This is a genomic window from Aurantimonas sp. DM33-3, from assembly GCF_014334315.1.
GTDB classification, from domain to species: domain Bacteria; phylum Pseudomonadota; class Alphaproteobacteria; order Rhizobiales; family Rhizobiaceae; genus Aurantimonas; species Aurantimonas coralicida.
The window spans coordinates 412,808-437,357 of record NZ_JACSGS010000002.1; the positions used below are offsets into that span (position 1 = coordinate 412,808).

Below are 24,550 nucleotides of genomic sequence, written 5' to 3' on the forward strand. Positions count from 1 at the left end.
ATCAAGCGGCGCGGCCGGCCCGGGCCTTTCTGCGCCGACAGGTCGGCGTCAGGGCTGTGCCGCCCAGTAGCGCGCGAGATCGCCGCGCAGCCGGGCCGGCGATCGCGTTCCCCATTCGTCGCGATGGCCCACCAGATAGAGGACCGGCCGCAGCCGCGACGGACGGGCGGCCGCGAGATCGGCGAACTGGTCGGGTACGAAGACGTGCCGGCCGTAGATGTGTCGGGCCTCCACCGGCAGGCTCGGAAGGGCCCGGCGCACGAGTTCGCTGCAGAAGAAGCAATCCGCCGTATCCGCGTCGAAGCGGAAATCGAAGGGCTGGCCGACGGCGCCGAGCAGGAACCGCATCGCCCGGCGGCGTTCGGCCCGCGCGGCGAGCGCCGGGCGCAGCACGACCAGATAATCCGCGTTGAGGACGGTCTCGGCAGAACTCAGATGCACCCCGTCCTGATCCGCTTCGATGAAGGTCCGGCCTGCGAGGATGTCGGGCGCCTGCCCCTGCGCGACCGCATCGCTCCAGACGCCCAGCCGGCGCATGTCGGCGTTCGACCCCAGATAGATCGCGACATGCTTGAACAGGCCCGGCAGGGTGGCGTTGGTCAGCCGCCCGCCCGAGGTCACCAGAACGATGTCGAGCGGCCGCAGATGCCGCCGCAGGAGCCGGACGGCGCCGTCCCGGCCATACAGATGGCCATCGCGCCATTCGACCGCGGCCACGACGCGGCCGATCACCGGCGCGACCGGGTCGAGCACCGCCACCAGCCAGTCGGGATAGCGTTCGACATTCGCGCAGCATTTGCGGATCGCCGGCGGTGGTGGCTCCGGGCCGAGATCGCCGCCTGCCGGCCCGGTGACGCAGCCGGCAAGCGCCAGCAGAAGCAGGGTGCAGGGCAGGAGCAGCAGGCGTATCGGCCAACGCGTCCTCAGGTACCCGGGGCCTGTCATGGAAAGCGCGCCGGTTCGCCGATCGACAGGGTGCGGGCGTTCCTCGTCACGCCGGCCTGCAGGAACCGCCGCGATGGTTCGCCGCGCGGCTCCGGCGACAGGGCGAAGGTGCCCCAGTGAATGCCGATCGCCGCCTTCGCCCTTACATCGTCCGCCAGCCGGACCGCCTCTTCCGGGGTCATGTGCATGTCGCCGACCAGGTGCCGGGGCTCGGAAGCGCCGATCGGCACCAGCACGAGGTCATAGGGTCCGCGCCGGCGACCGATCTCTGCAAACACCGGTGCGTAGCCGCTGTCGCCGATGAACAGGACGCGGTGGGACGGGTCCCTGAGCTCCCAGGAGAAGGCCGTCCCGTCCGGGATGCCGAGAAGGTTGCGCCGGGTGGCGTGGATCGCCGGCAGGCCGGTGATCGTGACCGCGCCGATCCTGGCGGATCCGTTCAGCGGGAGCGCGTGGATGCGCCGGAATCCTGCATCGGCCGCCAGATGTGCGAGACCGTCCGGCACGACGATGGCCGCCTCCGGAAACCGTCCGGCGAGCATCCGCAGGGAGGGGGCGTGGAGATGGTCGAAGTCGCCATGGGAGAGGACCACCGCATCGATTCCCCGAAGCTGGTCGAGGTGCAATTGCGGCCAGCCATAGCGAACCGGCAGCGGGCTTGCGAGCGAGACGGCGCCCGCCAGCACCGGATCGGTCAGGATCATGGTCTTCCCAAGCTGCAGGAGAACGGTCGAATGACCGTACCAGGTCGCCGTCATTCCGCCCCGCTGCGGCGGCCCGGCGGATGGCGAGGCTTCGCGCGCCTCCTCCGGTCCGGGGGGCTCGCCGGGTCCCCGCAGGCGTTCGGCGAGCGCATAGACCCCGGTGGCCATCGAGACATGATGGATGGCGAGGCCGACACCGCGCAATGGCTGCGGCACGAGCACAACCGGTGCCGGGTCACTGCGCGGCGTTCTGCCTGGCAATGACGCGGCACAGCCGCAGAGCAAGACCGTCAGGCACAGCGCAGCCCGGATGCCCCGAAGACGCAACATGAGGAAATCCCCGGAACACGGAAACAGGCTGCGTCGCGAGCCGACCCAGGAGCCGGCCGGCGACGGATCAGCGGTGGCGTTCGCCGCCTAGCGGCAGCCCTTGCGGCGCTCCCATCGCTGGATCGCGGCGACCTCCCGCCTGTCGGGGCCCGACAGTTCGCCATAGGGCGGGAAGCAGCTGCGGCCGAAGGCGCGGCGCGCCCGGCGGGTTTCGAAGCAATAGCCATTGTCGGCATAGATGGCGTTGCGGGCATACCAGAGCTCGTCGCAGCTCATGCTCCGATAGCTCTGGGCAACCGCCTGCGATGCGCCGGCAAACGAGACGAGCGCAGCGACGATCAGCGTGCCTCGCAGGGTTCCAGTTGTCTGCATCTTCATGTTGGGCGCCTCCCGCCGGGTTGTCGATGCCCGAGCGTGACGGCCATTCGCGCGCTCCGACTTGACGTGCATCAAGACTACCCGCGTTTCTTCCCCAGCGGAAGACAGGCTGGACGCGCTAAGCCCAGGAGTCGTCGGCGGCGGTCAGGATCAACGTTTCCACATGGGCGTCCGGCTGATGGTCGACCGAGGCACAGACGGTCTCGGTGACGATATCTTCGCCGATCCTGAAGCGCGGCGCGCCGTTGGCAGCAGTGTCGCTCATCGAGGCCTCGACGCTCGCGCCGCGCAGGCGACGATCCATTGTCGTCGTCATCCATCCCAAACCACACAGCCCGGCCTGAGGCTTTTGCGTTCCTCGCCTGGAACTCTCCGCAGACAATACACTCAAGATTCGCCACGCTTTTCCCCGATCCCGTGCACGCTCCCCGGCGTCCGGAAAGGCAGCATGACGACAGGCCCTGCGGCACGCGCAGGATTAACGTCAGTCTTTCGGCAGGCTGCAAGCAGGTGCGGATATCGTGAGGAACATCAGGCGATTGCGCCCGGATCGCAGACCAGCACTTTGTCCGGCCGTGACGGCAGCGCGCAGGCACCACCCGGCATCCGCGCGTCGAAGCAAAATGGTGCGCACGCCATGCCCGGCCGATGCCGGAGCCATCATATCGCGAAGTGTTCGGGGGGTGTGGCTACTGTCCGGATCGCTGCGGATCATCTCGAACAGTCAATTGGTGCCCAGGAGAGGACTCGAACCTCCACGCCTCGCGGCACACGGACCTGAACCGTGCGCGTCTACCAATTCCGCCACCTGGGCACGGCGCGGAGCATTAGAGGGAGGCCGGGTCGCTGTCAACGCAGTTTTGCGACGATTGGCGCCGGCGCACGAATTTTCTGTCGCAGTGCAGCGGACCGGCGTGGACGGCGCGGTTTTCGCAGGGGATGGCGCGGCCTTTTTTCCGCAGGCGACGTCAAACCGGACGCGGATGCCGGACGCGTCCGTCGGCTGTCGGGGGCAAGCCAGGGCGCGCAGCGGGAGCGGGGCAATGGCGCCGGGCGGCGGGCGTTCCCGTGGCCGCGGCAGGGCCCTGCGACCGTTTGTGCCGCGGGCTTGCGGACCGGGTGCGGTGCGCCATCTGCGCGATTGTGCGGGACCGGCGCCCCCGGTCCGGCGGACGCGGCGTGAAACAGCCGGCTCGCGGCGCGGCGCCGCCTTCACCTGACGCCGCAGACGGGCTATGACGCGGCGGAACGGGGCCCGCGCCGGGCGGCACGAATCATCCGGCCCCGCCCGGACGGGAACCGGGCCGACGGGCCACAGGCAAGGCAGGAGCTTGAGTACGATGAGTGTCGACACGAACAAGACGGTGGTGGTGTTCGGCGGTTCGGGCTTTGTCGGCCGCTACCTGGTGCAGGCCCTGGCCCGCCGCGGCCATCGCATTCGCGTCGCCTGCCGGCGCCCGGATCTGGCCTATCACCTGCAGCCCAACGGCAATATGGGCCAGATCATGCCGATCCAGGCCAATCTGCGCTATCCGTGGTCCGTCGAGCGGGCGGTCGAAGGGGCCGACCATGTCGTCAACCTCGTCGGCATTCTGGCCCCGAGCGGCCAGCAGAGCTTCGACGCGCTGCAGTCCTTCGGCGCCCGCACGGTGGCGGAGGCGACCGCGAAGATCGGCGCCGGCATGACGCAGATCTCGGCCATCGGCGCCGACGAGACCTCCGAATCCGAATATGCCCGCACCAAGGCCGAGGGCGAGAAGGCGGTGCTCGACGCCATTCCCGGCGCCTACATCATGCGCCCGTCGATCGTCTTCGGCGCCGAGGACCAGTTCTTCAACCGCTTCGCCGACATGGCGCGGTTCTCGCCGTTCCTGCCGCTGATCGGCGGCGGCAAGACCCGGTTCCAGCCGGTCTATGTGGGCGATGTCGCCGAGGCGATCGCCGACACGGTGGACGGCAAGGTTCCCGGCGGACGGGTCTACGAGCTCGGCGGGCCCGAAGTGCTGACCTTCCGCCAGATGATGGAGGAGATGCTGCGCATCATCGAGCGCAAGCGCAACTTCGTCACCATCCCGTTCGGCGCCGCCGCCTCGATGGCCAAGCTGATGCGTTTCCTGCCCGGCGCGCCGCTGACGCCCGACCAGGTCACCCAGCTGCAGACCGACAATGTCGTGTCGCAGGAGGCGATCGGCGACGGCCGCACGCTGGAGGCCTTCGGCATCCGGCCGCGCACCGTCGACGCGATCCTGCCGACCTATCTGGTTCGCTTCCGCAAGCACGGGCAGTTCACCCACCCGCAGCCCCAGGCCGGCGGCGTGCGGATGCCCGACGACGAGGCGGTCTGAGCCACGGCGACCGGTGAGGCCGACATGGCCGTGACCGGCTGACCGGCTTGGACGCGATGCTGCTTCCGCCGGGCCTTGCGGCCGGCACCGCGCTGCTGCTGGTCGTGGCGAGCTTCTTCACGTCGGCCGCCACCGCCGCCTTCGGCATCGGCGGCGGCCTGTCGCTCCTCGCCATCATGAGCACGGTGCTGCCGGTGGCGGTGCTGATTCCCGTCCATGGCCTGGTGCAGCTCGCCTCCAATCTCGGGCGCGTCCTGGTGCAGCGGCGGGCCGTGTCCTGGCGCGCGCTGCTGCCGTTTCTGGCCGGCGCGGCGCTGGGCGCGCTGATCGGCGCGCGCTTCGTCGTCACCCTGCCGGAAGCGGTGCTGCAGACGACGCTCGGCGCCTTCATCCTGATCCTTGCCTTGGCGAAGCTGCCGGCGATCGGCCGGATCGGGCCGCCGGGCTTTGCCTTCGCCGGTCTCGTCACGACGTTTCTGTCGATGTTCGTCGGGGCCACGGCGCCGATCAACGCGGCGTTCTTCGCCAAGGCCTTCGACGACCGCATGGAACTGGTTGCGACGCTGGCGGCGACGACCTTCCTGCAGCATCTGTTCAAGAGCCTCGCCTTCTTCGCCCTCGGCGTCGGGCTCGCCGCCTATGCGCCGCTGATCGCGGCGATGATCGTCACGGGCTTTGCCGGCACGCTGGCCGGAACGGCGCTGCTGAAGCGCATCGACGAGCGGCTGTTCCGCTTCATGCTGACGGCGATCCTCGTCGTGATCTCGCTCGACCTCCTGCGCCGCGGCCTGACCGGGCTGCTGTGAGCCAGACTTCGACGGCCTAGGCTAGCGCGCGGGCGGCGTCCCACCGTCGGTGGCGAGCGGCTGCGAGACGGAGGCCGGCACGGGCGTCACGGCCTCGCCGCCATCCTCGGCCGGCAGGGCCAGCAGCAAGACCATGCCGACGAGGCCGACGCCGATGCGCCACCAGGCGAAGACGGCAAAGCCGTGCCGCGAGACGAAGTCGAGCAGGAAGCGGACGACGAAGAGCGCCGAGACGAAGGCCATGACGAAGCCGATGACGATCAGCCCGGTATCGTCGACCGACAGAAGGTCGCGGTTCTTCATCAGGTCGTAGGTGAAGGCGCCGAGCATGGTCGGCATGGCCAGGAAGAAGGAGAACTCGGCCGCCGAGCGCTTGTCGGTGCCCATCAGGAGCGAGCCGGCGATGGTGGCGCCGGAGCGCGACGTGCCCGGGATCAGGGCGAGGCACTGGAAGATGCCGATCTTCAGGCAGAGCGACAGCGGATAATCCATGACGTCGTCATAACGCACGATCCGCGGCATGCGGTCGATGACGAGAAGCAGGATGCCGCCGACGATCAGCGCGACGCAGATCACCATCGGCGTTTCGAACAGGATGGTCTTGATGAAGTCGTGCGCCAGAACGCCCACGAAGGCCGCCGGCAGGAAGGCGAGCAGGATGCCGGCGGTGAAGCGGCGGCTGCGGGGGTCGGTCGGCAGGGTGACGAATATCCGCCAGAGCCGGCCGAAATACAGGATCAGGATGGCGAGGATCGCGCCGAGCTGGATCAGCACCTCGAAGCTGCGGGCGGTGGACTGGAAGCCGAGAAAATGGCCCAGCAGCAGGATATGCCCGGTGGAGGAGACCGGAAGGAACTCCGTCAGTCCCTCGGTGATGCCCAGAATGACGGCGTCGCCGACTGCTGCGAAATCCATGACAATCCCCTGCCCCGTTCCAGCGCGGCGTCTACCCGATCTGCCGGCGAAGGGAAACGGGGACGGCCATCCGATAGCCGGAATCCTCGGCCAGTGTGGCGAGTGCGCCCGTTCGCGGCGCAGCCCGCGCCGCTTGCCGCCGGTGCGATTCCGGCTATGTCGCTCAAAGCAAAGGCAGACCCGTTGACGGTCCATTGACGAGTGTCTGCCATCATGACGCGCAGGGACGTCCTTTCGGGCGCGCCGTCGATCATTTCAAACAGGGGCAGCCCGCGCGCGGGTGATCCATCCGAAGAGCACCCGATCCAACCGCATGCTGAAGCTACACCATCATCCGATGTCCGCCGCCTCGCGTTTCGTGCGGCTCGTCCTCGGGGAATATGGCGAGCGCGCCGAATATCTGGAGGAGCGTCCGTGGGAGAAGCGCCGCGACTTCCTGGCGCTGAATCCGGCCGCGACCCTGCCGGTGATGCTCGAGGATGACGGCCCGGCGATTGTCGGCGCGACGGTGGCGGGCGAATATCTCGACGAGACCCGCGGTGTCTTCCAGCGCGACAAGCGGCTCCTGCCGGAAAAGCCGCTGGAGCGGGCCGAGGTGCGGCGGCTGACCGAGTGGTTCCTGGGCAAGCTCGACAGCGAGGTCACGCGCTATCTCGTCCGCGAGCGGGTGTTCAAGCTGGAAATGAGCGCCGATGCCGGTGGCGGACCACCGGACGCCTCGGCGATCCGGGCGGCACGGGCCAATCTGAAGCATCATCTGCGCTATCTCGGCTGGCTGGCCGAAAGCCGCGACTGGCTGGCCGGCCCGCGACTGTCCTATGCCGATCTGGCGGCCGCGGCCGAACTCTCGATCCTCGACTATCTCGGCGAGATCCCGTGGGAGAAGGAGCCGGCGGCCAAGGACTGGTACATGCGGATCAAGTCGCGCCCGTCCTTCCGCCCGCTCCTGACCGAGCGCGTGCGCGGCCTGCCGCCGGTACATCACTACGTCCAGCTCGACTTCTGAGCCACAACGCGGCCCCCGGGGGCGTGCGCCGGACCGACGAACCGCCTATATCCGCCCCATGACCGCGCGCGAGACACTGACCGACTTCATCCGCAAGGACGCCGGCCGGCTTGGCTTTTCGGCGGTCGGCATCGCGCCGGGAACCGGTGATGTCGCGGCCGGACCCCGCCTCGACGAATTCATAGCCAAGGGCCGCTACGGCACGATGGGCTGGATGCCAGAGACGGCGGAGCGTCGCCGTTCCGCCCGGGCGCTGTGGCCCGAGGTGCGCTCGATCGTCGTTCTCGGCATGAATTACGGCCCACAGGACGATCCGCTGGCGATCCTGGAACGCCCGGATCGCGGCGCGATCTCGGTCTATGCCCGCCATCGCGACTATCACGACGTCATCAAGGGCCGACTGAAGGAACTGGCCGGCCGCATGGTTGCGAAAGCCCGCCAGTCCGGGCTCGGCGACCACGACGCCAAGGTCTTCGTCGACACCGCGCCGGTGATGGAAAAGCCGCTGGGCGAGATGGCCGGCCTCGGCTGGCAGGGCAAGCACACCAACCTCGTCTCGCGCGAGCACGGCTCCTGGCTGTTCCTCGGCTCGATCTTCACCACGCTGGAGATGGCGCCCGATGCGCCGGGTCGCGATCTCTGCGGTTCCTGCCGGGCTTGCCAGGACGTCTGCCCGACCGATGCCTTTCCCGAACCCTACAAGCTCGATGCCCGGCGCTGCATCTCCTACCTGACGATCGAGACCCGCAAGCCGGTGCCGCAAGAGTTCCGGGCGGCGATGGGCAACCGCATCTATGGCTGCGACGATTGTCTCGCCGTCTGCCCCTGGAACAAGTTTGCCGGCACAGCCAGCGAGGCAAAGCTGATCGCCCGCGAGGATCTCAACGCGCCGAAACTCGCCGATCTCCTCGCCTTGGACGATGCGGCCTTCCGCGCCCTGTTCTCCGGTTCGCCGATCAAGCGGATCGGGCGCGACAAGTTCGTCTCCAACTGCCTGATCGCCGCCGGCAATTCCGGCGATGCGGCGCTGCTCGGCGCCGTGAGGGGCCACCTTGAGGACGCGGCGCCCCTCGTGCGGGCCATGGCGGTCTGGGCGCTGGCCCGGCTGTCCCCCGAAGATGCCTTGCAGCGCCGGCCCGCCGCGCTTGATAGGGAAGACGACCCCGTCGTCAGGAGCGAATGGCATGCTCTTCAAGGACCGTAAGGTATCCCGATCCGATGCCCGCCATGCGGCGGTCGAAGCCAAGGTGCGACGGGCCGTCGCCCAGCTGCGTCACGGAATGCCGGTGACGCCGGCCGCGGCCACGGATTCCGGGGCGCTCGGTGCCGGCGCAATCGGCGCATTGGCCATCGGCGCGCTGGCGATCGGATCGGTGGCGGTGGGCGCCTTTGCCATCGGGCGATTGTCCGTCGGGAGCGCCCGTATCGGAACGGCCGACATCGGCAGGCTGCGGATCGGCCGGCTGGAACTCGGCGAGATGGCCCGGCCGCACGATTCCGCCGAACCCTGGAGCGACTGACCCCATGCATTTCTTCGTCTTCGGCCACGGCTATTCGGCCGGGCACTTCGTCGACACGCTCGATCCGCACGACGTCACCGGCGTGACGGTGCGCACGGCGGATAAGGCGAGCCGGCTGGCGGCGCATCATCTGAAGCCCTTCGTCTTCGACGGCGAGCACCCGACCGACGGCATCTCGCCGGCGCTCTACCGCGCCACGCATCTGCTCGTCTCGGTGCCGCCGGGCCATGCGGCACCGAAGGGCGCCAGTGTCGGCGGCGCCAATGCGCGGCCGGGCGACCCGGTGCTGCGCTGGTATGGCGACGCGATCGCCCATGGCTGCCCGAACCTCGAATGGATCGGCTATCTCTCGACCGTCGGGGTCTATGGCGACCATGATGGCGGCTGGGTGGACGAGGACAGCGAGACGCGGCCGGTCTCGGAGCGATCGAAGGCCCGCATCGCCGCTGAAGTCGCCTGGCAGGAGGCGGCGGCGACGCGGCGGGTGCCGCTCGCGATCCTGCGCCTGTCCGGCATTTACGGCCCCGGTCGCAACGGCTTCGTCAATCTGGCGAAGGGGACGGCCAAGCGGCTGGTGAAGCCCGGCCAGGTGTTCAACCGGATCCATGTCGACGACATTGCCGGGGCACTCGGCCTCCTGGCGGAACAGCGGCTCGGCGGCATCTACAACGTCACCGACGACGAGCCGGCCCCGCCGCAGGAGGTGGTCGCCCACGCCGCGGCGATGGCAGGCGTCGCACCGCCGCCGGAAATTCCCTTCGACGCCGCCGAACTCTCGCCGATGGCGCGCAGCTTCTATGGCGAGAACAAGCGGGTCTCCAACGCCCGGATCAAGGCGGCGGGCTATCAGTTCCGCCATCGGACCTATCGCGAGGGACTGGAGAGCGTGCGGGCCGATGCGGCGCTGATCGGCGCCGGCGGCTAAGGGCGGCCTTCCGCGTCAGGCGGTCAGCAGCCCGCAATGAGCCGCCAGCGCCGTCATGTCCGGGTCGGCGTGCAGGACGCGATGTCCCCGGTCGATGGCATGGGCGGCGATCAGCGCCGCTTCGGGCCGCTGCAGCACGACGCTTCTGTCCCGCAGAATGCGGGCGAGACCGGCAGCCCGCCCGACCGACCGCTCTCCCGTGACGGGCAGGATCGGGAACTGGCGCAGATAGCGGCCGATGCGGTCGGCGGCGCGATCATCCGCCGCCCCTGCCAGCAGCCGAAAAAGGGTCAGGTCGGCGATGCCGATCTCCGACAAATCGGGGCTCTCCCGCAGCAGGCGGATCTCGCGCGTGTCCTCGCCCCTCAGATTGGCGATCCAGACCGAGGCGTCGACGAGGATCATCCGCCGGCCGCGTCCGTCTGGCCAGGTCCGCCCGTCCCCGGCCAGCCCATGCCGTGCATGTCGGCGAGAGCGCGGCGGCGGCGTTCCTGGGCGATCAGCCGGCGCAGGGCCTCCTCGACCGTCGCCTTCTTGGTCGACAGGCCCGCGGCAGCCATCGCCTCGGCCATCAACCGGTCGTCGATCTCGATATTGGTGCGCATTGACCCGCTCCGATGTGCAGACAGGCCCAGCGGTCTACACATCGCCCCGCACCGCTTCAAGCCGCGCGCCTTTCGGCCGGGCGGTCCAGGAACGGGCGAAGCACAGCAGCAGAAGGTCCTAGCGTTCGATGCGGTCGATGAACCAGCGGGTGAGCCGGGTCCAGACCTCGTCCTTCTCGGCGTAATCCTCGACGCCGTGTTCGAGGTTCGGATTGTCGTTGACCTCGATCAGGAAGACGCCGTCGTCGGTCTCCTTCAGATCGACGCCATAGAGCCCATCGCCGATGCAGCGGGCGCCGCGCAGGCCCGCGTCCAGCACATGCGGCGGCGCCTCGCCCAGCGCGAAGGGCCGGAAGCCGCCCTCCATCGGCCGGCCGCCGGTCTCGTGGTTGATGATCTGCCAATGCTCGCCGGCCATCAGGTACTGCACGGCGAAGAGCGGCTCGCCGCCGAGGACGCCGATACGCCAGTCGAATTTCGTCGGCATGAACTTCTGGGCGATCAGGAGGTCGGAATCCTCCAGCCATGCGGTCGCCAGCCTGACCAGCCCGGCCATGTCGTCGACCTTCTTGACGCCGCGCGAGAAGGAGCCGTCGGGGATCTTCAGCACCATGGGGAAGCCGAGTTCGTCGGCCGCCTTCTGGAAATCCTCCTTGCCGCCGATCATCACCGAGGGCGGCGTCGCCACCCCGTTCGCCGCCATCAGCTCGTTGCAATAGACCTTGTTGGTGCAGCGGATCATCGAGATCGGATCGTCGATGACCGGCATGCCCTCCTGCATGGCGCGCCTTGCGAAGCGATAGGTGTGGTTGGAGATCGAGGTCGTCTCGCGGATGAACAGCGCGTCGAAATTGGCCAGGCGCGGCAGGTCGCGGCGGGTGATCGGCTCGACGTCGACGCCGAGCCGGGCGGCCGTGCGGGCCCAGTGCTTGAGGGTGTCGACCGAGGATGGCGGCAAGGCCTCGTTGGGATCGTAGAGCGTCGCGAAGGCATATTTCGCAGGCGTCTTCGCCTTGGCGGCTCGCCATTCGCGCGCGGTGTAGCGCTCCATGGCGGCCAGCAACCGGCCGGTCTCGACCGCATCCAGCTTGGCAGGCGCGGCAAAACCGATACGGCGGATTTTCGCCCGCCCGTCCTGCGGCGCCTGGATGCCGGTCCGCCTCCCGGACGCGGCAGACGCCGGTCGCTCCGCGGGTTCGGCACCGTCCAGATGCACCTCCAGGGCCGGGGCGCGGAACCAGTCGAAAACCAGCTTGGCGAAGCGTTCAAGGCGCGGATCGTCGGTGTAGCCGAAATAGATGCGGATCGGCGATGTCGGTCGCTCGCCCTTTTCCAGCGCCCTGGCGAGGGCCGCGTCCAGTTCCGGCAGGGCGTTCTCGTAGAGCTTCTTCTCCGACAAATCGATCATCGTCTCGACCGAGGGGATGATGCGATGGCCCCGCGCCTCGGCGAGCAGCGAGCCGTAATAGGCGCGGCTCTGATAGGCGTAGGAGCGCGACAGATTGATAATCTTGGGGCGCTGGCCGCGGAACAGGCCCGGCCGCGCGAGATAGTCGCGCACCGTCATGACCTTGTGCGGCGTCGCGCCGTTGTCGAGATCGGACAGGCGTCCGACGAGAACCACCCATTGGGACATGAAAGACGGCTAAGCCTCGCGCCTGGACAGGAACACCGCGGCCCGGAGGCCGACCTTGCCGAAACGCGCGATCCGGTCGAAGGTCTCATAGGGGATCGGAAGATTGGCTGCGTCGGCGACCGTCTCGCCGCGCTCGTCGGCGACCCAGGGGTCGTGGATGACGATATGGCGGCCGTCGTCGCCATGGGCGAGCACCCAGTGCGGCACCTTCTTGCCGAACATGTGATAGCCCGAGATCAGCACGACGGCGGTCTTGCCGGCGGCGATCGCGGCGCGCAGATCGTCGAGGGTGAAACGCCCGATGGTCACGTCGATGGCGTAGCGTTCGGCCCGGCGGCGAAAATCCTCCTGGGCGAGCCCCATCACCACCTGCTTCTCGGGACTGCGGACGCCCTCGAGGAACAGATCGCCCGGCTCGGAGACGTGGATCTCGGCGGCGAGGCCCGCCTCGTGGGCGGCGACCGCCAGACCATAGGGCTCGCAGCCGCCCGGCCCCGACATCATGAAGATGGTGGTCGCCTCGCGCCACAGCCGGATCTCGGTCACCGGCTCCAGCACGAAGCCCGGAATGTCGCGGCCCATCGCCATCATCAGGCAGCAGGCACCGCAGGTGAAATCGGTGGTCTGCTCGTAATAGGGCACGCCGGTGTCGATCGGGTGGTCGCCGCGCAGGGTCTTCTCGAAGCGCAGCGCCGTCTCGTGGTCGGCGTAATAGTCGAGATAGGTGCCGATGGGGCGGAAACCCTCGCCGCGATAGAGGGCGATGGCCGCGTCGTTGTCGGCGCGCACTTCCAGCCGCAGGGCGATGCGGTCGCGCGCGAAGGCCGCGGCTTCCGCCGCTTTCAGGAGGGCTCGGCCGATGCCGCGTCCCGCCGCCTTCGGAGAGACCGCGATGGAATAGAGGCGGGCGAGACCGGTGCCGCGCCGCACGAGAAGCGCGGCATAGGCAAGGATCGGGCCGGACCGCGGCGCATCGCCAGCGGGGCGCGGCGCGCCAGCCGTCGTGTCGACGGCCCCGTCGCCCACGCCGCTCGCCTCGACGACGAGAACGACGGCACTGGGCGAAACGATGAGGTTGCGGAAGGAGCGCCGGGAGATCCGGTCGGCCTCGAAGACCGCGGTCTCGATCGCCACGAGGGGCTCGAGATCGCCCGGCCGCGCGGGACGGATGACATATCCGGTGTGTGCGGCGGCTTCGGATTGGCGATGGGGGGATCGGGGGTGCCCGTCTTCCCGCGGGGAGACGGAGCTGGGCGACGGCTGGTGCAGCATCGGGGTGTCATCGGCAGGGAGGTGACGCAAACGACACGATGCCGCCGCGTGTCCCTTCATAGGCTATCGCTTATAGGCCTCTGCCAGAGGGAATGCGACGGGAATCGGTGGCGGTGACGCGCTGGTGATGGGCGCCGCACGGCGTCGCCATCGGCGCGACCATGCCTGCCATACAGGCGTTCGAGGGCACTGGATTGCGGCTTCGCCGAGGCATCTCGGCCAACCGGTTCGTGCCGTCGCGCAAGTCCGGCCCGTAGCCTTCGCGCCAAGGCGGCCAGCGGCCCTAGGCGCGCGGCAACGAGACGCCAGGCGAGCGAACGGCGCAGCACCCCCGGAGACCACGCCCCGGAGGCTTACACGCAGGCACCCGCATCGCAGAACACGCGATCCGGCGCTCGGAATCGGTTTCGGCTCAGACGCCCGCACTCATGCGGACGGGCGTGATGGAGACTTGGGAGCAGCTATGGTTCGGGCCTTCGACGAGTGCAACAGCCCGTCAGCCGCTCCCAAGGCCTGTCAGTGAAAACGCCGCTATGCGGAGGCCCGTACAACAACCTCGGCAGTCCGTGCGGCGACATGCATAGGTGGTTCCATTCGACACCTCCCGCAGCGTCATTGACGCAGTTATCAGCCTACGCTTTCAGGGCTGTGCGTCAAGTCCATGACAGCAAAATCGGTTGCCGCTCCGTCAGTTCCGGCCAAGGCTCGCGCCCTGCCCATCGAGGGTCGGCCGCCTTCATCGGCCCGCCGTCGTCAGCCCAAACCGGCAACGAAAGGCCGGCGCCCGGTCGGCGTGATCGTCTCGACGTACCGCAGGGCCTGCAGCCGCTGGTGGGGCGTCAGCGTGTGCAGCTTCGCCTCCGCTTCCGTCGAGACCCGGTATTCGCCGCAGTGCTCGCAGTGGATTGCTCTCTGGTCCGGCTTTTCCGGCTCGAGCAATGTCGCGTCGCCCTCGCAGATCGGGCATTTCATACGCTTCCTCCTCGAATGTCAGACGCCGGCGATGATACGCGACGACGGGCTCCCCGACGAGGGCCTGCGGGGCGATTGCGGGACAGGGGTTCAGACGCGGCCCGAGACCCCTATAGTCACGGCCGATGGACGGGCGTGCGATCGCCGCGATGTCTTTTGCAGGAGCGACAATGGCCTATGATTTCTATTACTGGCCGATGATCCCGGGCCGCGGGGAATATCCGCGGCTGGTCCTGGAAGCTGCCGGTGTCGCCTATCGCGACGTCGCCCGCCTGCCCGAATCCGAGGGCGGCGGCATCGCCGCCATGCAGGCCTTCATCGCAGGTCAGAAAGGCCACCTGCCGCCATTCGCGCCGCCCTTTCTGGTCGACGGCGATCTCGTCGTCTCGCAGGCGGCGGAGATCTGCATCCTTGTCGGCGAGCGGCACGGGCTGGCGCCGAAGGGCGAGGCGGAGCGGCTGTTCGCCCGCTCGATCGCGCTCACCACGGCCGATCTCGTCGCCGAGGCCCACGACGTCCATCATCCCCTCGGCGTCGGCCTCTATTACGAGGACCAGACCGATGCGGCGCGCGAACGCGCCGTCGGCTTCCGCGAGGAGCGGCTGCCGAAGTTCCTCGGCTGGTACGAGCGGATCCTGGCCGGCAACCCGGCAGGCTCCGGCGTCCTCGTCGGGGAAGCCATCAGCTATGCCGATCTCGGCCTGTTCCAGACGGTGGCGGGCCTGCGCTACGCCTTCCCAGGGCGCATGAAGACGCTCGCCCCCGACTATCCGGGCATCACGGCGCTGGTCGAGCGGGTGGCTGCCGCGCCGCGCGTCGCGGCGTATCTCGCCAGCGACCGCCGCATGGCCTTCAACGAGGACGGCATCTTCCGAAACTACCCCGAACTCGACGCGGACTGACCCCCAAGCGAAAACGCCCCGGCGAGAGGCCGGGGCGCGAAACGCAGCAAGGGGCCGGACCCTGGTCTGGCCGGCTGGCCGATCAGTTGGCGAGCTTGGAGGCGAAGAGCGCCAGGGCCTTCTGGTAGACGCCGGCCCGGTTCCAGTCGCGCAGGATGGCGAAGTTCGGCTCGCCCTGCTGGTAGCCGGCGCCCGGACGCCAGCCGTGCTGGCGCAGGAAGTTCGCCGTGGAAGCGAGCACGTCGGCCTTGGAGTTGATCAGGTCGCGGCGGCCATTGCCGTCGCCGTCGACGGCGAAGCGCAGGTAGTTCTTGGCGAGGAACTGGGTCTGGCCGATCTCGCCGGCCCAGGCACCCTTCATCTGGCTCGGCTTCATGTCGCCGCGATCGACGATCGCCAGGGCCGCCAGCAGCTCTTCGGTGAAGAAGGCCGAGCGGCGGCAGTCATAGGCCAGCGTCGCCAGCGAGCTGAAGATGTTCATCGAGCCGGAATTGGCGCCGAAGCCGGTTTCCATGCCCCAGATCGCGACGATGATCTCCTTCTGGACGCCGTAGCTCTTCTCGATCGAGTTGAGCAGGCCGGCATTCTGCTGGATGATCCGCTTGCCCTTCTTGACGAAGGAGGCCGGCGCACGGCGCTGCATGAACGCCTCGAGCGAGATGTTCATGGAATGCTGGTTGCGGTCCAGCTTGATGACCTGGTTGGAATAGCTGGTCGGCATCAGGGCCGACTGCACGGTGCCCTGGGAGATGCCGGCGCGCACGGCTTCCTGGGCGAATTCCTGCTTCCACTGGTTGAAGCCGCCGGCGCTGTTGCCGCACTGGGCGGCAAGGGCCGGAGCGGCGGCGCCGAGGCCGATGGTCAGGGCGAGCGATGCGGCGAGCGTCCGCAGGGACGTCAGGCGTACCTTCATGGGTCTGCTTCCTCGTTTCAGGTCGTGGGGCCGCGCGGGCCGCGTTGCGTCGAATGGGGTGAACGGCGGCGCCGGGGCGCATGGCCATCACCGGCGGACACCGTCCGGGTGCATCCTATCACCCACTTTCCTAACCGATTGCGCGGTGTCTGCGTAGTGCAGCACTGCGACACGGGGCACGGGAAGTGCCGCGCGGGCGCTCTTCGGGCCGCAGCCCTGCCCTCAGACGCGAACGGCCGCGCCGCCCCCGGGGGCGACACGGCCGTCACAGCTTTGCGGCGCCCGAAGGCGCCGCACGTCGTCCGACTAGAGCAGGCCGGCTTCCTTGTAGTAGCGCTCGGCGCCCGGATGCAGCGGCACCGGCAGGTTCTTGCCGGCGGTCTTCGGGTCGATGCCCTCGGCCGCGTTGTGGGCGGCGATGAGCTCCGGCAGGTTCTCGAAGAGCTGCTTGGTCATCTGGTAGGCGAGTTCCTCGTCGACTTCCGCGGAGGTCACGAGAATGTTGGTGATCGCCAGGGTCGGAACGGCGTCGTCCTGGCCGTCATAGGTGCCGGCCGGGATCTCGGCCGCCGCGAACGGCGCACCGAGCTTCTCGGCGATCTCGGCGGGGACCGCCACGACGGTGATCGGCAGCGAGGAAGCCAGATCGCGGATCGAGGCGACGCCGAGGCCGGCGGACTGGAGCGTCGCGTCGAGCTGGCGGTTCTTGATCAACTCGACGGATTCGGCGAAGGGCAGATATTCGGTCTTGCCGAGATCGTCATAGCTCATCTCGGCGGCGCCGAAGATCGCCCGGGCGTTCAGCTCGGTGCCCGAGGCCGGTGCGCCGACGGACAGGGCCTTGCCCTTCAGGCCGGCCAGATCGGTGATGCCGGATTCCTGCGAGGCGACGATCTGCACGTAGTTCGGGTAGATCGCGGCGATGGCGCGCAGGTTCTCGACCGGCTGCTGGAAGCCGGCGTCGGCATTGCCTTCGGCGGCGGCCTTCACCGTGTCGCCGAGGGCGAAGGCGATCTCGCCGCGACCCTGGGTGACGAGGTTGACGTTCTCCACCGAGGCCTTGGTCGACTGGACCTGCGTCTTCACGCCCTCGATGTTGTCGGCATAGACCTTGGCCAGCGCCACGCCCAGCGGATAATAGACGCCCGAGGTGCCGCCCGTCAGGACGTTGATGAACTGCTGGGCCGAGGCGGTGGCCGGCGCGAAGGCCAGGCCCGCGACCACGGCCGAGGCGGCGATGCGGTGGAAAAGCTTCATGAAGTGTCCTCCCAGTGGCGGGCCGACGGGCCCGTTCGGCCAATAAGTACCAGCCGCACGGGAAAGCTCAAGGGTCGGGTACCCCGACCATCGTCGGTGGCAACTTGCCCGGGCGCGGTGCCGTGCCTCGATTGACTTCGCCGATGCCATGTCCGATGTCGATCGCAAAGCATCTCTGGAGGAAGCGCATGCCTGAAATGACAGACGTCCACGGTTTGAGCGTCGCGACGACCCTGAAGACCTTCATCGACAGTGAAGCCCTGCCGGGCACGGGCCTCGAGCCGGACGCCTTCTGGAAGAACTTCTCGGACCTCTTGAACGGCCTGGCGCCGAAGAACCGCGAATTGCTGCAGATCCGCGCGGACATGCAGCGCGCCATCGACGAGTGGCACGTGGCCCGTCGTGGCAAGCCGCAGGACATGGACGAATACCGCGCCTTCCTCGACCAGCTTGGCTACATCGTGCCGGAAGGGCCGGACTTTGCCATCGAGACCGCCAATGTCGATCCGGAGATCGCGCTGGTGCCGGGTCCGCAGCTCGTCGTGCCGCTGATGAATGCGCGCTACACGCTGAACGCCGCCAATGCCCGCTGGACCTCGCTCTACGACGCGCTCTACGGCACCGACGCCATGGGCGACATGCCCGAGGGCAAGGGCTATGACCGCGCCCGCGGCGCGCGTGTCGTCACCTGGGCCAAAAGCTTCCTCGACGGCGTCGCGCCGCTGGAAGGCATCTCCCATATCGACGTCACCCGCTACACCGTGGACAGCGGTGCGCTGGTCGCCGAATTCGGCGCGGGCAAGACGGCGCGGCTGAAGACCCCCGCCGCCTTTGCCGGCTATCGCGGCGACGCCGCGGCCCCGACCGCCGTGCTGCTCAAGCATAACGGCCTGCATGTCGAGGTGACGATCGACGCCGAGCACCGGATCGGCAAGAACGACACCGCCCATGTCGCCGACATGCTGATGGAATCGGCCATGTCGACGATCTGCGACTGCGAGGATTCCATCGCTGCGGTCGACGCCGAGGACAAGACGGCGGTCTATCGCAACTGGCTCGGCCTGATGAAGGGCGACCTGGAAGACAGCTTCGAGAAGGGCGGCGAGACCGTCATCCGCAAGCTGAACCCGGATCGCGACTATACCGGCCCCGACGGTTCGACCCTGACGCTGCCGGGCCGCTCGATGCTGCTGATCCGCAATGTCGGCCACCTGATGACCAACCCGGCGATCCGCCTCAAGGACGGCTCGGAGGCGCCGGAAGGCCTGATGGACGCGATGATCACGTCGATGATCGCGCTGCACGACCTGAAGAAGACCGGCGGCCTGCGCAATTCGCGCGCCGGCTCGGTCTACATCGTCAAGCCGAAGATGCACGGCCCCGACGAGGTCGCCTTCTCCAACGAGATCTTCGGCCAGGTCGAGGATGCGCTGGGTCTTGCGCGCTACACGCTGAAGATGGGCATCATGGACGAGGAGCGCCGCACGACGGTGAACCTCAAGGAGTGCATCCGCGCCGCCAAGCACCGCGTCTTCTTCATCAACACCGGCTTCCTCGATCGCACCGGCGACGAGATCCACACCTCGATCGAAGCCGGCCCGGTCGTGCGCAAGACGGTCATGAAGGACCGCACCTGGATCCAGGCCTATGAAGACTGGAACGTCGATGTGGGTCTGGCCTGCGGCCTGCGCGGCAAGGCGCAGATCGGCAAGGGCATGTGGGCCATGCCGGCCAAGATGAACGACATGCTCGCCGCCAAGATCGGCCATCCGCAGGCCGGCGCCAATTGCGCCTGGGTGCCGAGCCCGACCGCCGCGACGCTGCACGCGACCCATTATCACACGGTCGACGTGCTCGCGCGGCAGGAGGAGATTGCGCAGAAGGGCCGCCGCGCGGTGCTTTCCGACATCCTGACCATTCCGCTGGCCAACCGCGCCAACTGGCCGGAAGAGCAGGTGAAGGCCGAGCTGCGCAACAACGCCCAGGGCATCCTCGGCTATGTCGTGCGATGGGTCGACCAGGGCGTCGGCTGCTCCACCGTTCCCGATATCAACGATGTCGGCCTGATGGAGGATCGCGCGACCTGCCGCATCTCGTCCCAGCATATTGCCAACTGGCTGCATCACGGCGTCGTCTCGAAGGACGAGGTCATGGACGCCATGCAGGAAATGGCGGCGAAGGTCGACGCGCAGAACGCCGGCGATCCGGCCTACGAGCCGATGGCCGGTCATTTCGACACGTCGATCGCCTTCAAGGCCGCCTGCGAACTGGTTTTCGAGGGCCGCGAGCAGCCGTCCGGCTACACCGAGCCGGTGCTTCATCGCCGGCGGCTGGAGAAGAAGGCCCAGCAGGCCGGCTGATCAGCCGAGCATCAATATCGGCCGCGCTGGTTTCCCGCGCGGCCGATATGCTTCGGAGAGTAGCGGTTCGGGACGTTCCCGGCGCGGAAACCGGCGCATGCATCGCCCCGCCGGTGAGGCGGATGCGCTTACGATGAGCTGACAAGACCCCGCGGACGACGCCTTGGCGCCGTCCGTCATGCCATTCGGTCGATAGCCGCGTCAGCGGCGGCGGCGCGTGGCGGCGGCGCGCCGGGTCTGGCGGTTGCCGCCGGTCTCCGGCTTGCCCGCCACCGGCGTCGTCGCCTTTGCGTCCGGCGCCGTGTTCCCTGCGGATGCCGAGGCCGCCACCTGTTCGGGCTTCGCAATATCCGGCTTGGCCGCTGCAATGTTCTCGGCGGGCTTTGCGACTTCGACTGCCGGCTTGGCGGCCGCGACGGTCCCGGCCGGCTTTTCAACCTTCGCCGCCGGCTTCACCGCTTCGGCCACAGGCTTCGTCTCGGCCACAGGTGCCGGCTTGGCGGCGCTAGCCGAGGCTGGCTGATCGTTGGCTGCGGGGCGCGGCTGCGGCGCAGGCGCCTTCGCCGGCTTGGCTTCCGCCACGGGCGCGGCTTTGGCAGCAGCCTTGCGCGCCGCCGGCTTGCGGGCGGTCGCCGGGGACTTGGCGGTCGTCTTTGCCGCTGCCGTCTTCGCCACGCCCTCGGCGCTCTTCTTCGCCTTGGCCGGGACGACAGCCTCAGATGCCGGGGTCACGGCCGCCTGCGCGGCGGCTGCCACGGCCTTGGCGGCGCCGCCTTCGGAGACGACGGCGCCGGCCAGAACCGTCTCGCCGGCACCGGTCATGTCCTTGCCGAGGGTCTCGGCCTTGGCCTCGCGCTCGGCGACGGCGCCTTCACGCTCGGGCGTGCCCGTGGCCTTTGCCGGCTGGCCCCGCTTCGGCAGCGACGCCGCCGAATGGGTGGTGCCGTGGGTCAGGGCGAAGTCGACGATGCGCGGGCAGATCTCGGCCCGGAAGCGCGAGCCGTTGAAGACGCCGTAATGGCCGACCTTGGGCTGCACGTAATGGACGCGCTTGTCGTCGGGGATGTTGACGCACAGATGCTGCGCGGCCTCGGTCTGGCCGACGCCGGAAATGTCGTCGTTCTCGCCCTCGACGGTCAGCAGCCCGGTGCGCCTGATCTTAGTCAGGTCGATCCGCTGGCCGCGATGCATCATCTCGCCCTTCGGCAGCGAGTGCTTGATGAAGACCTCGTCGACGGTCTGCAGGTAGAACTCGGCGGTCAGGTCCATGACCGCGTTGTATTCGTCGTAGAACTCGCGATGCTTGTCGGCGGAGTCGCCGTCATCCTTGACCAGATGCCAGAAGAACTCCTTGTGGGCCGTCATGTGCCGGTCGAGATTCATCGACATGAAGCCGGTCAGCTGCAGGAAGCCCGGATAGACCTGGCGCATGAAGCCCGGCTGCGGGAAGGGCACCGGCATCACGACATTGTCGCGGAACCAGTCGATGCCCTTTTCCTGGGCGAGCTGGTTGACCGAGGTGGGATTGATGCGGGTGTCGATCGGGCCGCCCATCAGCGTCATGGTGGCCGGCGCGCAATCGTCGCCCTCGGCCTCCATGTGTGCCACCGCCATCATCACCGGCACGGCCGGCTGGCAGACGCCGATGACATGGGTGTCGGGCCCTAGGAACTGCAGCATCTCGATCAGGTAATCGACATAGTCGTCGAGATCGAACTTGCCGTCGGCCAGCGGCACCTTGCGGGCGTCGCGCCAGTCGGTGATGTAGACGTCGGCATAGGGCAGCAGCGCCTCGACCGTCCCGCGCAGCAGCGTCGCGTAGTGGCCGGACATCGGCGCCACCACGAGGAAGCGCGGGTCCTTGCCGTGCCGCTTGGGCAGTTCGCGCTCGAAATGCAGCAACTGACCGAAGGGCTTCTGCCAGACGACCTTGTCCTGCACCGGAATGCGCTGGCCATCGACGACGGTCTCGTGCAGGCCGAATTCCGGCTTGCCGTAGACGCGGGTGGTGCGCTCGAACAGCTCGGCGGCGGCCGCCATGGAGCGGCCCACCGGCATGTGGGACAGGGGATTCAGCGGGTTTTCGTAGAACAGCTTCGTGGCGTCCGCGGCGGCGCGGAGCGGGACGAGCGCGGCATGGTTCCATTCATAGAAGTGGTACAGCATCGGCTCTCGCTCGTTTTAGTTTCCGGCAATCTAGCAATTATTGCTGCAATGCACAAATCCGCTCACGGTGCGGCACGCCGGGATGCGCCCTTGCCAATGCGGCTTCCCAGGTTGCAACGCAGCGACGACCTCGGCGTTCCGGAGCCGCCGACGACGTTCGGTCAAGCATGCGCCGAAATGCTTGCGCCAGACAGTCACGGGACCCTCGCACCCGGCCATGCAGTCGGGTGCGGGGCTCATGCGCTGCGGCCGGTCTCAGCCGTCATAGCCCTCGACGATGACCATCTCGGCGTCGGCATAACGCTGCCGGATCGCCTTGGCCTTCTGGTACTGCTCGCTCTCGTAGCAGGCACGCGCCGTCTCGACGCTGTCGAACTCGATCACGACGTTGCGGCTGCGCGCCGTGCCTTCCAGTTCGACGAAGGGGCCACCACGCACCAGGAAGCGCGCGCCATATTCCTTGAAGGCCGGCCCCGCGGTCTCGACATAGCCCTTGTAGCCTTCTGCGTCGTGCACATCGACGCGTGCGATCCAGTATCCCTTGGCCATGAGTTTCCCTCCCGTTGCGCCGCGTCCCCAACGGCCGCGGCGGCGATGCGTGACATCGGCTTGGTCGTGTCGTCAGCCCAGCGCGGCGGCCATCTCGTCGAGAATGGCGATGGCGGCCTGGCGCGGATCGCCGGCGGCCACGATCGGCCGCGCCACCACCAGATGCGAAGCCCCTGCCCGCAGCGCATCGCCGGGCGTCGCCACCCGCTTCTGGTCGCCGGCTGCGGCACCGGCCGGGCGGATGCCGGGCGTGACGATCGCCATGTCCGGACCGATCAGTTCACGCATCGGGCCGGCCTCGGACGCGGCCGAGACGATGCCGCCCATGCCGATGTCGCGCGCCTGCTGCGCCCGCCGGGCCACCAGCTCGGGCACGGTGAGGCCGTAGCCGGCATCCTTCAGGTCGGAATCGTCCAGCGAGGTTAGAACGGTGACGCCGAGAAGCGTCAGGGGCGATCCGCTGGCCGCCTCGACCGCCGCCTTCATGGCGTGGGGATAGGCATGGATCGTCAGCATCGCGGCGCCGAGCGCCTGGGCGCTCTCGACGCCCTTGGCGACGGTGTTGGAGATGTCGAGGAGCTTGAGGTCGAGAAACACCTGCTTGCCGGCGCGGGCGAGCTCGCTGACCAGCGGCAGGCCGCCGGCATAGGCGAGCTGGTAGCCGATCTTGTACCAGAGCACCTCGTCGCCGAGCGTATCGACGATCGTCTCCGCCTCCGCCCAGGTGGGCACGTCGAGGCCGACGATCAGCCGGTCACGGGCTGCCGCGCGGTTTGTCACTGCATTCAATTGGAATCCTCCGGGGGAATGTCGACGGTCACGACCGTCCCCGCCATTTCGCTGCTGACATCGATCCGGGCGTTCAGCCCCTGTACGAGCGATAGGGTGATCCGTCCGCCAAGGCCACCCTGCGCCTGGGTCCGGCGCTGGCGGGCAAGCGCGTTGCCGCTGGTATCGACGACCTCGCTGCCGGTCTCTGCCTCGGCGTCATCGTCGCTGCCGGCGCGGCCATGGCCGATGGATTCGGCGATCTGGCGGGCGACATTGGGCTCCTGCGCCGCATCGGCGGCGCGGGCGCGATCGGCCGGCCGGTCGTCGCTCCGGTAAGGCCACTGGCTGCCCTCGGGCAGGCCGATGCCGTCGTCGGACACGGTCATGCGGATGACGCCGGAGGACAGCATCTTGAGGCGCGCCTCGACCAGCCCTTCCTCGCGGCCCTCAAAGGCGTGCTTGAGCGCATTGGTCAGGAGTTCGGAGAACAGGAGCCCGATCCGCGCCGCCCGCTCCACGTCGTCCTCGATGGCGTCGCAGTCGATGTTGACGCGGATCGAACGACGCCCGTCGAGATGGCCGATGGTCGATGCGATCCGGCTGACATAGGCGCCCAGCGGCACGCGCTTGGACCGCGTCGACGCGATCCCGGCCTCGGTCATCTCCTGATAGAGGAGCTGCAGGCTCTCGATGCGCCGTGCCAGCGCGTCGAAGGCTTCCTTGCTGGTCTTGGCCCGGGCCTGCATGCGGATCATGCCGACGACCATGGCCAGATGGTTCTTGACCCGGTGCTGGACTTCGCCGAGCGCCGCGTCGATCCGCTCGGCCTCACCGCCCTGCCGCGACGGGTCGAAATCCGCCCCCTCGCTCATGTCGCGCTGGACGCCGAGGAAACACTGGAGATTGCGTTCCTCGTCATAGAGCGGCGTGATCATCAGCCGGTTGAGGAACTTCGTGCCGTCGGAGCGGTAATTGACAATGTCGACGGAAAAGTCGCGCTCCTCGCGCACGGCCTGCGCCAGCTGGCGGACCTGTGCCGGGTCGGTGTCGTCGCCCTGCAGGAACCGGCAATTTCGGCCGATCACCGCGTCGGAGGAATAGCGGGTGATCTTCTCGAATGCCCGGTTGGCGTAGACAATGGGATTGTCGTCCAGATTGGGATTGGTGAGGACCAGAGCCAGCGGCATCTTGGCGAGGGCAGTCGTGCTGATGTCCTCGGGCATGGCGGGCGTGCCATGCGCATCTCCGTCGAAACGCCCCATCGAACCTCTCT

At 68.2% G+C, this 24,550-nt stretch carries 23 protein-coding genes, 1 tRNA gene and 1 pseudogene; 8 read left to right on the forward strand and 17 right to left on the reverse strand.

Annotated features, from left to right (window positions below; translation table 11 throughout):
* Nucleotides 1-48: 48 nt before the first annotated feature.
* The 5 genes from H9Q09_RS04685 to H9Q09_RS04705 form a co-directional block, all read right to left on the reverse strand.
* On the reverse strand, nt 49-945 hold the full coding sequence (locus H9Q09_RS04685) for a YiiX/YebB-like N1pC/P60 family cysteine hydrolase (RefSeq protein ID WP_187390070.1): 897 nt from the start codon (nt 943-945) through the stop codon (nt 49-51).
* Nucleotides 942-1,865: an MBL fold metallo-hydrolase gene (locus tag H9Q09_RS04690; RefSeq protein ID WP_187390071.1), complete on the reverse strand. Its 924-nt coding sequence runs from the start codon at nt 1,863-1,865 to the stop codon at nt 942-944. Before H9Q09_RS04690 ends, H9Q09_RS04685 begins: the two co-directional genes overlap by 4 nt.
* A gap of 201 nt (nt 1,866-2,066) precedes the next feature.
* Nucleotides 2,067-2,357 carry a YARHG domain-containing protein gene (locus H9Q09_RS04695; RefSeq protein ID WP_050767741.1) on the reverse strand — a complete coding sequence of 97 codons (291 nt, stop codon included), beginning with the start codon at nt 2,355-2,357 and terminating at the stop codon, nt 2,067-2,069.
* A gap of 118 nt (nt 2,358-2,475) precedes the next feature.
* Nucleotides 2,476-2,661 carry a hypothetical protein gene (locus tag H9Q09_RS04700; RefSeq protein ID WP_187390072.1) on the reverse strand — a complete coding sequence of 62 codons (186 nt, stop codon included), beginning with the start codon at nt 2,659-2,661 and terminating at the stop codon, nt 2,476-2,478.
* A 425-nt stretch (nt 2,662-3,086) separates the two neighbouring features.
* Nucleotides 3,087-3,171 (reverse strand) — tRNA-Leu (locus tag H9Q09_RS04705).
* A gap of 526 nt (nt 3,172-3,697) precedes the next feature.
* On the opposite strand from H9Q09_RS04705, the gene H9Q09_RS04710 reads away from it, so the two are divergent.
* A complete protein-coding gene (locus tag H9Q09_RS04710; RefSeq protein ID WP_187390073.1) occupies nt 3,698-4,702 on the forward strand; it encodes a complex I NDUFA9 subunit family protein in 1,005 nt (334 codons plus the stop codon).
* 56 nt (nt 4,703-4,758) lie between these two features.
* Entirely contained in the window at nt 4,759-5,508 is a 750-nt protein-coding gene (locus tag H9Q09_RS04715) for a sulfite exporter TauE/SafE family protein (protein ID WP_246715996.1), read from the forward strand.
* Between the two features lie 21 nt (nt 5,509-5,529).
* Here the strand turns inward: H9Q09_RS04715 and H9Q09_RS04720 are convergent, their stop codons facing one another.
* The gene (locus tag H9Q09_RS04720) at nt 5,530-6,423 is read right to left on the reverse strand and encodes an undecaprenyl-diphosphate phosphatase (protein WP_187390075.1); all 894 of its coding nucleotides are present in this window, start codon (nt 6,421-6,423) and stop codon (nt 5,530-5,532) included.
* A 313-nt stretch (nt 6,424-6,736) separates the two neighbouring features.
* On the opposite strand from H9Q09_RS04720, the gene H9Q09_RS04725 reads away from it, so the two are divergent.
* Genes H9Q09_RS04725 through H9Q09_RS04740 form a run of 4 tightly spaced genes read left to right on the forward strand, consistent with a single transcriptional unit; the run spans nt 6,737 to nt 9,874 of the window.
* A complete protein-coding gene (locus H9Q09_RS04725) occupies nt 6,737-7,429 on the forward strand; it encodes a glutathione S-transferase family protein (RefSeq protein ID WP_009211238.1) in 693 nt (230 codons plus the stop codon).
* A 58-nt stretch (nt 7,430-7,487) separates the two neighbouring features.
* Nucleotides 7,488-8,633 (forward strand): tRNA epoxyqueuosine(34) reductase QueG, encoded by a 1,146-nt coding sequence (gene queG / locus H9Q09_RS04730; RefSeq protein WP_187390076.1) that lies wholly within the window; start codon nt 7,488-7,490, stop codon nt 8,631-8,633.
* On the forward strand, nt 8,614-8,949 hold the full coding sequence (locus H9Q09_RS04735; protein WP_246715997.1) for a hypothetical protein: 336 nt from the start codon (nt 8,614-8,616) through the stop codon (nt 8,947-8,949). The genes queG and H9Q09_RS04735 overlap by 20 nt, the downstream gene beginning before the upstream one ends.
* A gap of 4 nt (nt 8,950-8,953) precedes the next feature.
* Nucleotides 8,954-9,874: an SDR family oxidoreductase gene (locus H9Q09_RS04740; protein WP_187390077.1), complete on the forward strand. Its 921-nt coding sequence runs from the start codon at nt 8,954-8,956 to the stop codon at nt 9,872-9,874.
* A 15-nt stretch (nt 9,875-9,889) separates the two neighbouring features.
* Here H9Q09_RS04740 and H9Q09_RS04745 read toward each other — a convergent pair whose 3' ends face one another.
* From H9Q09_RS04745 to H9Q09_RS04765, 5 genes are all read right to left on the reverse strand, one after another.
* A complete protein-coding gene (locus H9Q09_RS04745; protein WP_187390078.1) occupies nt 9,890-10,279 on the reverse strand; it encodes a PIN domain-containing protein in 390 nt (129 codons plus the stop codon).
* On the reverse strand, nt 10,276-10,479 hold the full coding sequence (locus tag H9Q09_RS04750; protein WP_187390079.1) for a type II toxin-antitoxin system VapB family antitoxin: 204 nt from the start codon (nt 10,477-10,479) through the stop codon (nt 10,276-10,278). The genes H9Q09_RS04745 and H9Q09_RS04750 overlap by 4 nt, the downstream gene beginning before the upstream one ends.
* A gap of 118 nt (nt 10,480-10,597) precedes the next feature.
* Complete coding sequence (locus tag H9Q09_RS04755) at nt 10,598-12,115, reverse strand: RimK family protein (protein WP_187390080.1); 1,518 nt, start codon at nt 12,113-12,115, stop codon at nt 10,598-10,600.
* Between the two features lie 9 nt (nt 12,116-12,124).
* Nucleotides 12,125-13,387, reverse strand: a complete 1,263-nt coding sequence (locus H9Q09_RS04760; protein ID WP_210315205.1) for a GNAT family N-acetyltransferase/peptidase C39 family protein — start codon at nt 13,385-13,387, stop codon at nt 12,125-12,127.
* Between the two features lie 753 nt (nt 13,388-14,140).
* A complete protein-coding gene (locus tag H9Q09_RS04765) occupies nt 14,141-14,359 on the reverse strand; it encodes a hypothetical protein (protein ID WP_187390081.1) in 219 nt (72 codons plus the stop codon).
* 170 nt (nt 14,360-14,529) lie between these two features.
* Between H9Q09_RS04765 and H9Q09_RS04770 the strand changes: the two genes are divergently transcribed.
* Nucleotides 14,530-15,261: a glutathione S-transferase gene (locus H9Q09_RS04770; RefSeq protein ID WP_187390082.1), complete on the forward strand. Its 732-nt coding sequence runs from the start codon at nt 14,530-14,532 to the stop codon at nt 15,259-15,261.
* Between the two features lie 82 nt (nt 15,262-15,343).
* Here H9Q09_RS04770 and H9Q09_RS04775 read toward each other — a convergent pair whose 3' ends face one another.
* Together H9Q09_RS04775 and H9Q09_RS04780 are read right to left on the reverse strand one after the other, a co-directional pair.
* Nucleotides 15,344-16,174 carry a lytic murein transglycosylase gene (locus tag H9Q09_RS04775; RefSeq protein WP_187390083.1) on the reverse strand — a complete coding sequence of 277 codons (831 nt, stop codon included), beginning with the start codon at nt 16,172-16,174 and terminating at the stop codon, nt 15,344-15,346.
* Between the two features lie 306 nt (nt 16,175-16,480).
* Complete coding sequence (locus H9Q09_RS04780) at nt 16,481-17,431, reverse strand: TAXI family TRAP transporter solute-binding subunit (protein WP_187390084.1); 951 nt, start codon at nt 17,429-17,431, stop codon at nt 16,481-16,483.
* Nucleotides 17,432-17,619: 188 nt separating this feature from the next.
* On the opposite strand from H9Q09_RS04780, the gene H9Q09_RS04785 reads away from it, so the two are divergent.
* Nucleotides 17,620-19,791 carry a malate synthase G gene (locus H9Q09_RS04785; protein WP_187390085.1) on the forward strand — a complete coding sequence of 724 codons (2,172 nt, stop codon included), beginning with the start codon at nt 17,620-17,622 and terminating at the stop codon, nt 19,789-19,791.
* 957 nt (nt 19,792-20,748) lie between these two features.
* On the opposite strand, the pseudogene phaZ reads toward H9Q09_RS04785, so the two are convergent.
* The 4 genes and pseudogenes from phaZ to H9Q09_RS04805 form a co-directional block, all read right to left on the reverse strand.
* A pseudogene (gene phaZ, locus H9Q09_RS22750) lies at nt 20,749-21,957 on the reverse strand (polyhydroxyalkanoate depolymerase); the annotation flags it as partial.
* A gap of 255 nt (nt 21,958-22,212) precedes the next feature.
* Nucleotides 22,213-22,506, reverse strand: a complete 294-nt coding sequence (locus tag H9Q09_RS04795; RefSeq protein WP_187390087.1) for a DUF1330 domain-containing protein — start codon at nt 22,504-22,506, stop codon at nt 22,213-22,215.
* A gap of 72 nt (nt 22,507-22,578) precedes the next feature.
* Nucleotides 22,579-23,295, reverse strand: a complete 717-nt coding sequence (pyrF, locus tag H9Q09_RS04800) for an orotidine-5'-phosphate decarboxylase (RefSeq protein ID WP_187390088.1) — start codon at nt 23,293-23,295, stop codon at nt 22,579-22,581.
* Entirely contained in the window at nt 23,292-24,539 is a 1,248-nt protein-coding gene (locus H9Q09_RS04805; RefSeq protein ID WP_187390089.1) for a PAS domain-containing protein, read from the reverse strand. Before H9Q09_RS04805 ends, pyrF begins: the two co-directional genes overlap by 4 nt.
* Nucleotides 24,540-24,550 lie beyond the last annotated feature (11 nt).